We start from the raw sequence: 13,792 nt of genomic DNA, 5'->3' as shown, positions 1-13,792 counted from the left end.
TGCCTGGCCGAACGGCGGTGTGGGAGGGCCGAAGGTCCGGGGTGATCCGGTGCGGAAGGCCCTGCTGCTGTGACCCTGCGCGAGGTGGGGTGGAGGTGTAAGGACGGGCAACCGGAAGGAGACACGATGGTGACGACGATTCAGCACCGGGACACTCGGCGGCAGTTCGCGGATCTGTTCGACTGGGCCGAGGGCCTGCCGAATCTGTTCACGTTGCCGGCCACGATGCGCGGCGTCCGGATCGAGGAGTTCACCGACGACGACAAGTACGTCGTACGCGCGGAGCTGCCCGGTCTGGATCCGGAGAAGGACATCAAGGTCGAGGTCGCGAACGGGATGCTGACCATCTCCGCGACTCGTCTGCAGGAGGAGCACGACGCAGCCCGCTCCGAGTTCCACTACGGCACGCTCACCCGCCGGGTGCTGCTGCCGGACGGAGCCGACGAGCAGGCGGTCGTCGCGAAGTACACGGCCGGGATCCTCGAGGTGACCGTGCCGATCTCGGCGAAACCTGCTGAGGCGCGCGCGATCACGATCGAGCACACCGACTGACACACCCTGGCCCGGCCGGCCGCCTCCGGCCGGGCCCCGTCGTGAAAGGACGCGTAATGAAGCGGTTGGTGATCCTGGGCGGTGGCACCGCCGGCACGGTGGTGGCCAACAAGCTGCGGCGCCGGCTGGTGCTCGAGGACTGGCGGATCACGGTGATCGACCGGGTCCCGGACCACCTGTACCAGCCGGGGCTGCTGTTCGTCCCCTTCGGTGGCCGGGAAGATCTGCTGAAGCCCCGTCGCAGACTGTTGCGTGCCGGGATCGAGTTGCTGATCGGTGAGGTCGCGGCTGTCGACCCGGAACGGAAGTCGGTCAAGCTCCTCGACGGTGACGTGGTCTGCTACGACTACCTTGTCATCGCCACCGGCACCAGTTCGCGGCCGGACCAGACACCCGGCATGCTTGGCGCGGAGTGGCGTCACAGCATCCACGACTTCTACACGTACGACGGTGCGTTCGCACTACGCGACGCGTTGCAGGGGTTCACCGGCGGGCGGCTTGTCGTACACGTGGTCGAACAACCCATCAAGTGCCCGGTCGCGCCGTTGGAGTTCACGTTCCTCGCGGAGGCCTTCTTCCGTTGGCGTGAGATGCGGGATCAGGTCGAGATCGTGTACGTGACGCCGCTGGACGGCGCGTTCACCAAGCCGATCGCGTCGCGGTACCTCGGCCGGCTGCTCGACGAGCGGAAGATCACCGTCGAGACCGACTTCCTGGTCGAACGGGTCGATGCCGACCGCAAGACCTTGGTGAGCTACGACGAGCGCGAGATCGGCTACGACCTGCTGGTCACCGTGCCGCTCAACATGGGCGCCGACTTCATCGGCGCGTCCGGGCTGGGCGACGAGCTGAACTACGTGCCGGTGGACAAACACACCCTGCAGTCCCGCGCACACCCTGACATCTTCGCCATTGGCGACGCCAACGACCTACCGACCTCGAAGGCCGGATCCGTGGCCCACTTCTCGAGCGAGATCTTCGTCGAGAACTTCTTCCAGTACGTCGAAGGCCTGGCGATGACGCACCGCTTCGACGGGCACGCCAACTGCTTCGTCGAGACCGGCGACGGCAAGGGCCTGCTGATCGACTTCAACTACGACACCGAACCACTTCCCGGACGCTTCCCGTTCGGACGTCTCGGTCCGCTGTCCCTGCTCCATGAGACGAAGGCGAATCACTGGGGAAAGCTCGCCTTCCGGTGGATCTACTGGAATCTGCTGGTCAAGGGCCGCTGGTTGCCTATACCGAGCCGGATGTCCATGAGCGGCAAACACCGACCGGACGAGGAGGTCCGACCATGACCACGATCCACCGTGAGATCCACACCGACGCTGAGGGGTTCCTGACCGAGTACGACGAGTGGACCGACGATCTCGCCGTACAGCTCGCTGCCGGGATCGGGATCGAGCTCAGCGACGAGCACTGGAAGGCGATCCGCTTCCTGCGCGAGGACTACCCGACGCACGGCGAGACCGCCACACTGCGCCGGGTGTCGACGCTGGCCGGCATCCCGGTCAAACAGTTGTTCGCCCTGTTCCCCGGCAAGCCGGCCAAGAAGATGGCGTACGTCGCCGGCCTGCCGAAACCCCGCGGTTGCGTGTGAGAGAAGGAACCGACATGACCACGACGATGCCGCTGACCGTCCCGAACTTCGGCGACGAGGCAACCGAAGGCCGCAAACTGGCCATCATCTGCTCGAAGGGCAACCTCGACATGGCCTACCCGGGCCTGATCCTGGCCAACGCCGCCCTCGGCGAAGGGGTTGAGACGCACCTGTTCTTCACCTTCTGGGGCTTCGACATGATCACCAAGTCGCGGATGCACGACCTGAAATTCACTATGCTCGGCAACACGGCTACGCACATGCCACAAGGTCTCGGCGGGCTTCCCGGCATGACCGCGATGGCGACTCATCAGATGAAGAAGCAGATCCAGGACGTCGGCGTCCCCGACGTACCGGAGTTCCTGGAACAGATCGTCGCATCAGGCGGCCACCTGTGGGCCTGCCGGATGTCGGCCGACATGATGCATCTCGACGAGTCCGACCTGTACGACGACGTCGAAGCCATCATCAGCGCCGCCGACTTCATCGAGAAGACCGAAGGCGCCCAACTCCTCTTCATCTGATCGCTGCACTTGAGGGCCGCTGCCAAACCCGGTTGCGCCGTGGAGGGTGCCCTGGGCTCGCGGGTCGCCGGCGGGATTCCCGTCGTACGCGATCTGGCGGCTACGGAGGACGTACCGCCGAGGATGTCCTGATCACCGAGTACGCGGGTCAGGTGGTCCGGGGAAAACGGGACCTTGGGCCCTGACGACGAATCGCTCGTCGCGCGAATCTGGACATGCAGGGGGACTACCGGCTCGCCGGAAGCGGACCAGGAAGAGGTGGCCAGGGGCCACGAGACCCACCGTCGTCAAGACGGCCCCGCTCCGGAGAGCCGGTCCCCTGTATCCAGACTGGACGGCTTGGAGGAGGTCGCCATGAGCACCGGAAAGCAACGTTCTGGGGAGTTGTGGGTGCTCCTGCAGACCCGCCGACTCGGATTCGGACGCAACCCGTTGCGTCGGTGGTCGGATCGGGCCGAGACCGCTCTGTTGTGGTGTGCGGTGATCGCGGCGTTGCTGTTGGCCCCGGCAGGCGCGGCGGTCGGGACAGGCGTCCGGGACTCCCTCAACGCGACGGCAGCGCAGCAACGGGCCGTCCTGCACGAGGTGTCGGCGCGGACTCTGGGGAGCACAGAGCGCATGGTTCCCAGCGCCCCTGGGGACGTGTTGTCGCGTGCCCGGGTCTCCTACACCGACCCGCAGGGCGTGGACCGCGAAGCCACCGCGAGTGTCGCGATGGGAACGAAAGCCGGCGTCGAGGTGACCATCTGGATCGACAGCTCCGGGAGCATCGTGACCGCGCCGCGCTCCCGCTCCGACAGCGCCGCGTTCGGTGTAGCGGCCGGGATCTTCACTGTGCTGGGTTCGTGGCTCCTTCTGTGGGGCCTGTTCGGCCTGGCCCGGCTGCCACTGGACCGCCGCCGCTCCCGGGACTGGGACGCCGAGTGGGACACCGTGGCTCCCCGCTGGCTCCACGGCCAGAAGTAGGCGGAGCCGGCCACCGCCGGCTCCGCGCAACTTGTCACCGGTGGCGGGCGATGCGGTCCATGGTGGAGCGGATCGAGGCCTCGGTGGGTTGGGGCCAGAGCACGTCCCAGGTGTGGAAGACGATGCCGATGCCCCAGGCGAAGATCGGGAAGACCGGCCAGAAGAATCCGGCGCCGGTGACGTACCAGATGATCACCACGAAGGTGTTCACCAGGACGAACGCGAGCAGGTGACCGGCGAGCTCACGCCGCTTGCGCAGCTCTGTCACCGCTTGTTCGCGCAGGTCGTCGTCGGTGGGCGCCGGACCGGTCCGGTCGACCGCCGTCCCGTCGACCTTTGTCGTGTCGAGCACTGTCTTGTCGAGCATTGTCTTGTCGTCCATGACTGCCTCCTTGCTCGTCACTTCCACCGTCCATCGGTGGGCGTCGGCCGGTCAGGGCAGCAAGACGTGCCTTGTGCGGGACGTTCGGCCCTGCTCGCGCGGCCGATTCGGTTCGACGCTGGACTCGATGGACGAGTGACGGGAGAGCGTGATGAGTACGACGACGTCCGGGCCGATGTCGGAGCGACTGCGCCGGCGCTGGAGTGGGCGTGGATCGCCGTGCTGACGAGCGCGGGCCTGACGCTCCTGCTGGGACTGGTCCTCGTGACGCTGGCGGTCGTCCGGCAGCCGAAGGCGGGACCTTCGCCCCTGCAAGCACCACCACCGGCGCGGGTGGAATGAGTACGACGGATACCACCGACTGAAGGGTCGATCATGAGCGTACGGGTTGGGATCAACGGGTTCGCTCACCGACCTGTCGGTGGAGCTCTCGGAGCCGGTCACGGTCGAGCAGGTGAACCAGGCGTTCGCCGATGCCGCGGCCGGTCCGCTCAAGGGAATCCTGCGCTACACGACGGATCCGATCGTGTCGCGTGACATCGTCGGTGATCCGGCGTCGTGCATCTTCGAGGCGCAGCTCACCCAGGTCCAGGGCCACCTGGTCAAGGTCTTCGGTTGGTACGACAACGAGTGGGGCTACACGAGCCGCCTGGTCGACCTGACCGAGCTCGTCGCCGCCTCACTGTGAGCAGTTCAGGAGGATGAGATGAACAGCGAGTACGTCGTACGGCTCGACGGTGAACCGATGCGGTTCGAGGCGGACGTTGATCCGGAGCAGATCGGTGTGAAGGCAGCCCGGCTGGCCGAGCTTGCGCGTGAAGGCATCCGCGTCCCCGAGGGGTTCGCGGTGACCGCTAAGGCGTACCGCGAATTCGTCCACCACGCTGGGCTCGCCCCGACGATCGCCCAAGAGATCCGCAGATTCCGCGCCGGTCGCGACCTCGTCGTGGCAGCGGCCAAGATCCGCTCGGCCTTCTGCGACGCGTCGTTGCCCGCAGCAGTGGCCGACGAGATCCTCGACGCGTATGAGGAGCTGGGTGGTGACGGCACGGAGGTTGCGGTCCGCTGCAGCCCGGTGGCGTCCGCGGACGCCGTCCAGGACGACGTCTTCCTGCACCTCACCAGCGGCGCAGATGTCGTCGCGGCCTGCCGGCGGTGCTTCGCGTCGCTCTACAACGCCGTTGCCGTCGGCAACCGGGAGGCCGAGGCGATCGACCACCTGAAGGCCGTGATGCCGGTGACCGTGCAGCGGATGGTGCGTGCCGACGTCGGTGGCTCGGGCACGGCCCGCGGCGAGAACACCTTCGTCCGGGTCCGCGCGTCCTGGGGCCTGGGCGAACCACCGCAGGCCGATGCCGACCTGTACTCGGTCCACCCCGGCGCGCGTCCGCTGATCGTGCGGCACCGCGGCGCCAAACTCACCAAGACCGTGTACGCCGACCCGCGCGGGACGCGGCCTGTTCCGACGACGCCCGCCGAACGCGCCGCCCTCGTGCTGACCGACGAGGAGCTTCAGGAACTCGCCCGCTGGTCGGTCGTGGCCGACAAACACTTCCGCCGTCCGACGACGCTCGACTGGGCGAAGGACGGACACACCGGCGAGCTGTACCTGCTCGAGGTCCGGCCGGGTGTGGCACCCGCGGTGACGATCCGGTCCCGCGGCCGAGCTGTCTTCCAGCCGTCCGCGTCACGGCTCCGGTGAGCGCGATGTTCGAGGTGCGGATCCACGGCCGCGGCGGCCAGGGAGTGGTCACGACAGCCGAGCTGCTCTCCGTCGCGGCGTTCAACGAGGGCCGGCAGGCGCAGGCGTTTCCGACCTTCGGCTCGGAGCGGACCGGTGCGCCGGTGGTCGGCTTCTGCCGGATCGCCGACCAGCCGATCCGGAGCCACGAACCGATCGCCGCGCCGGATGCGGTGATCATTCAGGACGCGACGCTGATTCACCAGCCCGACGTCCTGGCCGGCCTCCGGGCCGATGGTTATCTGCTCGTCAACACGTCCCGATCGCTGGCCGAGCTCGGTCTGGACGCGGTCGACCGGCCTGACCGGGTGCTGACCGTTCCGGCCACCGAGCTGGCGCTCACTCACCTTGGCCGGCCGTTGCCCGGCGCCGTACTGCTGGGCGCTTTCGCCGCCCTCACAGCGCAGGTGCGGGTCGAGTCCGTCATCGCGGCCGTCCGGGAGCGGTTCTCCGGTTCCGTTGCCACTGGCAACGTCGCGGCGGTTCGCGACGCGTACGACCTGGCTCGCCGATCCCTTCAGGAGGCTGCTCATGCGATCACAGATTGAAGGCTCGCGCGCCGTCGCCGAGACCGTCGCACGGTGCCGGCCCGAGGTCGTCTGCGCCTATCCGATCTCTCCGCAGACGCACATCGTCGAAGCGCTCAGCGTGCTGGTCGCCTCCGGTGAGCTGGCGCCGTGCGAGTTCGTGAACGTCGAGTCGGAGTTCGGTGCGATGTCGGTTGCGATCGGCGCGTCCGCGGCCGGCGCCCGTGCCTACACGGCGACCGCCAGCCAGGGCCTGTTGTACATGGCCGAGGCGCTCTACAACGCCTCCGGGCTCGGTCTGCCGATCGTGATGACGGTCGCGAACCGTGCGATCGGTGCCCCGATCAACATCTGGAACGACCACAGCGACTCGATGTCACAGCGCGACTCGGGCTGGATCCAGTTGTACGCCGAGACCAATCAGGAGGCAGCCGACCTGCACGTCCAGGCGTTCCGGATCGCCGAGGAGCTGTCGCTGCCGGTGATGGTGTGTATGGACGGATTCGTCCTGACGCATGCCGTCGAGGGGATCGACGTGCCGTCGCAGGAGCAGGTGGACGCGTTCCTGCCGCCGTTCGGGCCGCAACAGGTGCTTGACCCGGACGATCCGATGACGATCGGGGCGATGGTCGGCCCCGATGCCTTCACCGAGGTCCGCTACCTGGCCCATGCGAAGCATCTGCGGGCTCTCGAGGTGATTCCCCGGGTGGCGGACGAGTTCGCGACGACCTTCTGGCGGAGCTCCGGCGGCCTGGTTCGGCCGTACGGCTGCCTCGGCGCCGACACGGTCGTGGTCGCGCTCGGATCTGTACTCGGAACGGTCAAGGACACCGTCGACGAGCTCCGCGCCGAGGGCGTGAGCATCGGCGTACTGGGGCTGACGACGTTCCGGCCGTTCCCGTACGACGCTGTTCGGGCAGCGCTGCGCGGTGCGCGACGGGTCGTCGTACTCGAACGGGCGCTCGCGGCCGGAATGGGTGGGATCGTCACGGCCGACGTCTGCGGCAGTGTGCCGGACAAACCGATCACCACGGTGATCGCGGGACTCGGCGGCCGGCCGGTGACGAAGAAGTCGTTGCGCGGCCTGCTCACCGATGCCGTCGCCGATCGGCTCGAACCGCTGACCTTCCTGGATCTCAAGCATGACGTGGTCGAGCGAGAGCTGAGCTGAGAGGACCGGACGATGCCAGTACAACGGATCAAGTTCTACCAGACCGGCAGCTTCGCCGTCGGGAACCGCCTGCTGGACCCGGATCAGCGGTCCGTGCAGGCCGACACCGAACGGACGAACTCACTCACCATGGGCCACCGCGCCTGCCAGGGATGCGGTGAGGCGCTCGGCGCCCGTTACGTACTCGACGCGGTGATGCGTGCCACCGGCAACCATGCGGTGACGGTCAACGCGACCGGATGTCTCGAGGTCTTCTCCACGCCGTTCCCCGAGTCGTCGTGGCGAGTGCCCTGGCTGCACTCGCTGTTCGGCAACGCGCCGGCGGTCGCGACCGGGGTCGCCGCGGCGCTGAAGGCGAAAGGGCGGACCGACGTTCGCGTCGTCGGCCAGGGCGGCGACGGCGGCACGGTCGACATCGGCTTGGGCTGTCTGTCGGGGATGTTCGAGCGTAACGACGACGTGCTGTACGTCTGCTACGACAACGGTGGTTACATGAACACCGGCGTACAGCGGTCCGGCGCGACGCCGCACGGCGCGGTGACCACCACGACGCCGGCGGGGAACTCGTTCCGGCAGGGCAAGAGCCTGCCGTTGATCGCGATGGCGCACCGGATCCCGTACGTCGCCACCGCGACCGTGGCGGATCTGCGCGACCTCGAGTACAAGGCGACCCGGGCGATGGAGTTCCACGGAGCGCGCTACCTGCACGTGCTCGTGCCGTGCCCACTGGGGTGGCGCACCGCCTCCAGCGAGACCATCCAGATCGCCCGGCTGGCCACGGAAACCGGCAGCTTTCCGGTCTTCGAGGCGGTCGACGGTGAGGTGACCGATGTGACCCGGATCCGGCGGCTGCGTCCGGTCGAGGACTACTTGCGACCGCAAGGGCGCTTCGCGCACCTGTTCGGCGACACGCCGCGCGGCGACGTGATCAGCAGTATCCAGGCGGAAGCGGACCGGAACATCCGGACGTTCGGCCTGGTCGAGACCACCGAGGTGAGTTAGATGCCCGAGGCAAACAGTCACCATCCGTACGCGATCACGCTGGACGTCGGCTCCAGCCTCGCGAACAAGACCGGATCGTGGCGCACCGAGCGCCCGGTCTACCTCGACCGGCTGCCGCCGTGCAACGACGCGTGCCCGGCCGGCGAGAACGTGCAGGAGTGGGTGGCGCGGGCCGAGGAAGGTGACTACGAGGCCGCCTGGCGGCAGATCATGGTCGACAATCCGTTCCCGGCGATCATGGGCCGGGTCTGCTACCGGCCGTGTGAGACCGCCTGCAACCGGGCGACCCTGGACGAGCCGGTCGGTATCAACTCGATCGAGCGGTTCCTGGGCGACGAGGCGATCAGCCGGGGCTGGTCGGTCGTGGTCGAGGCACCGCCGACCGGCAAGAACGTGCTGGTCGTCGGAGCGGGTCCTTCGGGGTTGTCGGCGGCGTACCACCTGGCGTTGCGCGGTCATCAGGTGACGGTGCGAGACGACTCGCCGGAGGCCGGGGGCATGATGCGCTACGGCATACCGTCGTACCGGCTGACGAGGGACGTGGTGGACGCCGAGATCCAGCGGATCGTCGAGATGGGTGTGCGGCTGGAGCTCGGTACGTCGGTGACCGACCTCGGTGATGCGCTCGTCGACTTCGACGCGGTGTTCCTCGCGGTCGGGGCGCACGTCGGGCGGCGGGCGGATATCCCGGCGGGCGACTCGGCGCGGATCGTGGACGCGGTCTCGATGCTCGCTGGTCTGGCGAAGGGCGAGCAGCCGCTGCTCGGTCGACGGGTCGCGGTGTACGGCGGCGGCAACACGGCCATGGACGTCGCCCGGACGGCACGTCGGCTCGGAGCCTCGGACGCGATCGTTGTGTATCGGCGTACCCGCGAGCGGATGCCGGCGCACGACATCGAGGTCCGAGAGGCACTGGACGAGGGCGTCCGGATGCGGTGGCTGTCGACCATCGTGTACGCCGGTGCCGACCGCGTCCGGATCGAGAAGATGCGGCTCGACGAATCCGGCTTCCCGCAGCCGACCGGGGAATTCGAGGAACTGGACGCGGACTCGGTGGTGCTGGCGCTCGGCCAGCAGGCGGACCTCGCACTGGTGCGCGACCTGCCCGGCGTCGAGATCGCCGACGGCGTGGTGCAGGTCGACGGGCGGATGATGACCGGGCACGCGGGCCTGTTCGCCGGTGGCGACATGGTGCCGGGCGAACGGACCGTCACGGTCGCCGTCGGGCATGGCAAGCAGGCTGCGCGGAATATCGACGCCTGGCTGCGCAGTGCGACGTACGAGCACCCCGAGCGGCCCGAGCTTGCGACGTACGACCGCTTGAACACGTGGTACTACGCGGACGCTCCGGCCACCCTGCGACCACAGCTCGACGTCGCGCGCCGGATCACCTCGTTCGACGAGGTCACCCAAGGGCTGACGGCGGAGAACGCGTTGTTCGAGGCCCGGCGCTGCATGTCCTGCGGCAACTGCCTCGAGTGCGACAACTGCTTCGGAGTCTGCCCCGACAACGCGATCATCAAGCTCGGCCCCGGCCAGGGCTACGAGATTGACCTGGACTTCTGCAAAGGCTGCGGCCTCTGCGCTGCCGAATGCCCCAGCGGAGCCATCACCATGATCCGCGAACGCTCCTGACCGCCTCTGGCTGCCACGGCGACCAGAAGACGCGCGCGACATGACTCCAGCGACGGGTCCGTTGGGGGTCGAAACAGGGTCGTTGGCCTCTGCTGCCTACCACGTCACGAGCGTCACTATCGAGAGCAGACGTACGCGCAGGCGAGAGGGGGATCCCATGGACGAGTCCGGTGTGGTGCATGCGGTGGGCGGCCGCCCGATCGTGGTCGGGTGCGACGGATCGTCGGAGAGTGATGCGGCTGCTCGCTGGGCGGCCGGTACGGCGCAACTCCTCGGGCGCGGCATCCGGATGGTCCATGTGATGCCCTGGCCGATCCTCCGTAGTGCCGGCGGTACAGGGGTGCTGGTCGGCGGAGATGTGCTCTGGCAGGCGGCGCAGCGGTTGGTGGACACGTCCTGCCTGCACGTCCGCACCGAGTATCCAGGCGTGGCGATCGAGGCCGAGGTGTCGCTCGGCGATCTCGTGCCGACTCTGTTGCGTGAAGCGGAAGGTGGGTCCTTGCTGGTCCTCGGATCCCCAGGCTGTGGGGAGATCCGTGAGCTCGCCGATGGAACGGCGACGGCGAGCATCGCGACCCACGCTTCCTGCCCGGTGGTCGTCGTGCCTGCGGGGTGGTCACCCCGGCGGGGCGACGTGGTCGTCGGCGTGGACGGATCGGAGCAGAGCCGGAAGGCGATCGATTCCGCGTTCCAGTTCGCAGAGCAGACAGGGGCGTCCGTCAGGGCCGTGCTCGCGTGGCACGACCCGCAGAGCGTGCAGCCGGGCGACATGCAGTTTCCTGTGTACGACGTCGACGCCCTCGCGGAGGACAGCGCCGCGGTTCTCGGCGAGGCGGTGGCGGGCCGGGGTGTTGATCATCCGGACGTGAAGGTCACTGAGAAGCTCGTCCACGGCATGCCGTCGAAAGTTCTGGTGGACGAGTCCCGCGACGCCGGATTGCTGGTCGTCGGCTCCCGCGGCCGAGGACGGATCCGCAGCCTCTTGCTGGGTTCAGTCAGCCGCGCGGTCCTCCACGACGCCGCATGCCCGATCGCAGTGGTGCGGTAGGACCTGGAACGTCGCTCGGCGCTGGTCGCGGAGGGGCATGCGTACCTCAATGGCGTGACGTCATGGTCGCTTCCGCTCTGGTCGGCACACGGTGGCCGAAGGTCCCTGTGGATCGAGGGCTGACGGCACTCCCTTGGCGGGCCTGGCAGCGTGAGATTGGTAATGGGAGATGATGATCATGCAGAAACGGGCATCGCTCAACGAGCTCGGCCTGAGCACCGGGAAGAAGGCCCGGCTGCGCAGGATCCTGTTCGACCACGGTCTGCGGAACGGCACGGCGTTGTTCCTGCCGTACGACCAAGGGCTCGAGCACGGGCCGCGGGACTTCTTCGCGAACCCGAAGGCGTCCGATCCGGCGTACATCATGAAGCTGGCGGTCGCCGGGGAGTTCAACGGTGTCGCGATCCAGATCGGGCTGGCGGAGAAGTTCTTCTGGGACTACGCCGGTGAGATCCCGCTGATCCTCAAGCTGAACGGCAAGACCGACATCCCGTCCGACGCGGCGGCGCTGTCGCCGGTGCACGCGAGTGTCGAGGACGCAGTACGGCTGGGCGCCGACGCGGTCGGCTACACGCTGTACGTCGGATCGCCGGCGCAGGAGACCGATTTTGCGCAGTACCGCCAGATCCGCGCGGACGCCGAGCGGCTCGGGATGCCGCTGGTCGTGTGGGCGTATCCGCGGGGCGAAGCGATCGAGGCGAAGGGTGGCAAGGACTCGTTCTATGCCGTCGACTACGCCGCTCGGGTCGCGAGCGAACTCGGCGCGGACGTGGTGAAGGTGAACTTCCCGCATCCGGCCAAGCGTGACAACGTAAAGCCGCCGTACGAAGAGATCTTCAGTCCGCAGCAGGCGATCGACGGCGTGGTCCGGTCCGCGAACCGCACGCTGGTGCTGGTGTCCGGCGGCTCGAAGGCCGGCGACGACACGATGTACCGCAAGGCCGAGCAGGCGATGGACGCCGGCGGTCTGGGCCTGATCTTCGGGCGGAACGTGTGGCAGCGCGGGTACGACGAGTCGCTGGCCTTCGTCGACGCGCTGAAGGAAATCCTCGTCCAGCACCCCAGTGAATGAAGGGAATCCGGCCATGACGAAGTACATCCTCGTCGGTGTGGACGACACGCCCGAGGCACAGATCGCGCTGCGCTGGGCCGTGGACGCGGCCGAACAGTGGGACCTGCCGGTGCGGGTCGTGCGGGCGTACCTGGATGATCTCAAGCGCTGGCCCGCGGTCGGCATGGACGGCTACGTACCGCCGCGGATGCCGCTGGGTACGTTGCAGCACGAGCTCGACGAGGCAGTGCAGTTCGCACGTGACCGGCTCGGGTACGAGGGCGGGTCCGGGTGGCTCGCGGCCGAGGACCCGCAGAACGCGCTCTTGATGGAGGCTGGCGGGGCCGAGATGGTCGTGGTCGGCTCACGGTCGCGGAGCAGGATGTCGGCTGCGGTGCTCGGCTCTGTGGCGACGGCGGTCGCGGCCAAGGCTGCGTGTCCGGTGGTCGTGGTGCGCGGCGAACGCCGTACCGGACCGATCGTCGTCGGCACGGACGGTTCGCCTGACTCCGAGGACGCAGTGCTGTTCGGGTTCGAGGAGGCATCGCGGAGCGGACAGCCGCTGCGGGTCGTGTACTGCTGGCAGCCGCAGGCGGAGCACGCGGCGTCGGTCGCCGGCGCCAAGGCTCTGCTGAAGACCTGGCTCGCCGAGAGTCTCGCGGCGTACCGGGACAAGTACCCGATGGTCGACGTACGCGCTTCCGTTGCCGAGGGCCGAGCCAGTACGCGATTGATCAAGATGTCGAAAACCGCCTCGCTGGTCGTCGTCGGCTCGCGCGGCCGTGGCGGCGTCGCCGGCCTGCTGATGGGTTCCGTCAGCCAGAGCCTTCTGCACCACGCGGACTCGCCTGTCGCGATCGTCCGCCGGCACGAGGAGTCATGATGCGCAACTTCCTGACAGTCTCCGACGTGATGACCCGGGACGTCATCACCGTCGAGAAAGACACGCCGTACAAGGCCGTTGCCGCGATCCTTGCCGAGCATCACATCAGCGCGGTTCCGGTCCGCGATGTGTTCGGCCGGGTTGTCGGCGTGGTGTCCGAAACGGACCTTCTGCGCAAGGAGGAGTTCCAGCGGTCACCGCGACATACAGTCCACTTGGCCCACCGCAAGGCGCACTCGAAGGCCGAGGCGTTGACCCCTGAGCAGTTGATGACCAGTCCCGCGGTGACCGTGGAAGGCGGCTGCACGCTGGACGAGGCCGCACGGCTGATGGCGGCCCGGGGGATCACCCGCCTGGTCGTGACCGACGGCGGCAAGCTGGTCGGGATCGTGGCGCGCTCCGATCTACTCAGCGCGTATCTCGCCTCGGACCAGGAGACTCTCGCCCGGGTACGGCGCGACGTCATCGAGCGTCACCTGTGGGACGACCCACGAGCCGTGGACGTGTCGGTGGTGGACGGCGTCGTGACGCTGACAGGCCAGGTGGAGAAGCGCAGCACCGCCGCCGTCGCCGAACAGCTCATCGCAGCCGTCGACGGTGTCATCGCCGTACGCAACCAGTTGACCTGGGCGTTCGACGACACAGCACGCGCTCCAGGCGGAGTCTTCTACTGACAACTTGCACCGTCCCTCACGGCAGCCGGTGAG

General features: G+C 68.0%; 16 protein-coding genes and 1 pseudogene. 16 read left to right on the top strand and 1 reads right to left on the bottom strand.

Annotated features, from left to right (window positions below; genetic code table 11):
* The first annotated feature begins 126 nt into the window (after window positions 1-126).
* From E0H45_RS21605 to E0H45_RS21585, 5 genes are all read left to right on the top strand, one after another.
* Window positions 127-552 (top strand): Hsp20/alpha crystallin family protein, encoded by a 426-nt coding sequence (locus tag E0H45_RS21605; protein WP_131339939.1) that lies wholly within the window; start codon window positions 127-129, stop codon window positions 550-552.
* Between the two features lie 56 nt (window positions 553-608).
* Complete coding sequence (sqr, locus tag E0H45_RS21600) at window positions 609-1,853, top strand: type III sulfide quinone reductase, selenoprotein subtype (protein ID WP_131339937.1); 1,245 nt, start codon at window positions 609-611, stop codon at window positions 1,851-1,853.
* Window positions 1,850-2,155 (top strand): TusE/DsrC/DsvC family sulfur relay protein, encoded by a 306-nt coding sequence (locus E0H45_RS21595; protein ID WP_131339935.1) that lies wholly within the window; start codon window positions 1,850-1,852, stop codon window positions 2,153-2,155. Before sqr ends, E0H45_RS21595 begins: the two co-directional genes overlap by 4 nt.
* A gap of 14 nt (window positions 2,156-2,169) precedes the next feature.
* Window positions 2,170-2,679: a DsrE/DsrF/DrsH-like family protein gene (locus tag E0H45_RS21590; RefSeq protein ID WP_131339933.1), complete on the top strand. Its 510-nt coding sequence runs from the start codon at window positions 2,170-2,172 to the stop codon at window positions 2,677-2,679.
* A gap of 354 nt (window positions 2,680-3,033) precedes the next feature.
* Window positions 3,034-3,645 (top strand): Rv1733c family protein, encoded by a 612-nt coding sequence (locus E0H45_RS21585; RefSeq protein ID WP_131339931.1) that lies wholly within the window; start codon window positions 3,034-3,036, stop codon window positions 3,643-3,645.
* Between the two features lie 34 nt (window positions 3,646-3,679).
* On the opposite strand, the gene E0H45_RS21580 is transcribed toward E0H45_RS21585, so the two are convergent.
* Window positions 3,680-4,027 carry a 2TM domain-containing protein gene (locus E0H45_RS21580; RefSeq protein WP_202872430.1) on the bottom strand — a complete coding sequence of 116 codons (348 nt, stop codon included), beginning with the start codon at window positions 4,025-4,027 and terminating at the stop codon, window positions 3,680-3,682.
* Between the two features lie 135 nt (window positions 4,028-4,162).
* Between E0H45_RS21580 and E0H45_RS21575 the strand changes: the two genes are divergently transcribed.
* The 11 genes and pseudogenes from E0H45_RS21575 (at window position 4,163) to E0H45_RS21525 (ending at window position 13,759) form a co-directional block, all read left to right on the top strand.
* Window positions 4,163-4,369 (top strand): hypothetical protein, encoded by a 207-nt coding sequence (locus tag E0H45_RS21575; protein WP_131339929.1) that lies wholly within the window; start codon window positions 4,163-4,165, stop codon window positions 4,367-4,369.
* 55 nt (window positions 4,370-4,424) lie between these two features.
* Window positions 4,425-4,715, top strand: a pseudogene (locus tag E0H45_RS21570) (type I glyceraldehyde-3-phosphate dehydrogenase); the annotation flags it as partial.
* An 18-nt stretch (window positions 4,716-4,733) separates the two neighbouring features.
* A complete protein-coding gene (locus E0H45_RS21565) occupies window positions 4,734-5,729 on the top strand; it encodes a PEP/pyruvate-binding domain-containing protein (protein WP_131339925.1) in 996 nt (331 codons plus the stop codon).
* A 5-nt stretch (window positions 5,730-5,734) separates the two neighbouring features.
* Entirely contained in the window at window positions 5,735-6,316 is a 582-nt protein-coding gene (locus E0H45_RS21560) for a 2-oxoacid:acceptor oxidoreductase family protein (protein WP_131339923.1), read from the top strand.
* A complete protein-coding gene (locus tag E0H45_RS21555) occupies window positions 6,300-7,466 on the top strand; it encodes a transketolase C-terminal domain-containing protein (RefSeq protein WP_131339921.1) in 1,167 nt (388 codons plus the stop codon). Before E0H45_RS21560 ends, E0H45_RS21555 begins: the two co-directional genes overlap by 17 nt.
* A gap of 12 nt (window positions 7,467-7,478) precedes the next feature.
* Window positions 7,479-8,468, top strand: coding sequence for a thiamine pyrophosphate-dependent enzyme (locus E0H45_RS21550; protein ID WP_131339919.1), 990 nt, complete (start codon window positions 7,479-7,481; stop codon window positions 8,466-8,468).
* A complete protein-coding gene (locus E0H45_RS21545; protein ID WP_131339917.1) occupies window positions 8,469-10,103 on the top strand; it encodes an NAD(P)-binding protein in 1,635 nt (544 codons plus the stop codon).
* A 157-nt stretch (window positions 10,104-10,260) separates the two neighbouring features.
* Complete coding sequence (locus E0H45_RS21540) at window positions 10,261-11,151, top strand: universal stress protein (RefSeq protein WP_165546535.1); 891 nt, start codon at window positions 10,261-10,263, stop codon at window positions 11,149-11,151.
* A gap of 178 nt (window positions 11,152-11,329) precedes the next feature.
* Window positions 11,330-12,223, top strand: coding sequence for a class I fructose-bisphosphate aldolase (locus E0H45_RS21535; protein ID WP_131339913.1), 894 nt, complete (start codon window positions 11,330-11,332; stop codon window positions 12,221-12,223).
* 13 nt (window positions 12,224-12,236) lie between these two features.
* A complete protein-coding gene (locus tag E0H45_RS21530; RefSeq protein WP_131339911.1) occupies window positions 12,237-13,085 on the top strand; it encodes a universal stress protein in 849 nt (282 codons plus the stop codon).
* A complete protein-coding gene (locus E0H45_RS21525; protein WP_202872429.1) occupies window positions 13,082-13,759 on the top strand; it encodes a CBS domain-containing protein in 678 nt (225 codons plus the stop codon). The genes E0H45_RS21530 and E0H45_RS21525 overlap by 4 nt, the downstream gene beginning before the upstream one ends.
* Window positions 13,760-13,792: the final 33 nt, after the last annotated feature.

Origin of the sequence: Kribbella soli, from assembly GCF_004331345.1 — a bacterium.
In the GTDB taxonomy this organism is placed as follows: Bacteria; Actinomycetota; Actinomycetes; order Propionibacteriales; family Kribbellaceae; genus Kribbella; species Kribbella soli.
The sequence above is the reverse complement of the archived record's forward strand: the minus strand, read 5'-3'. Positions and strand labels throughout refer to the sequence as shown.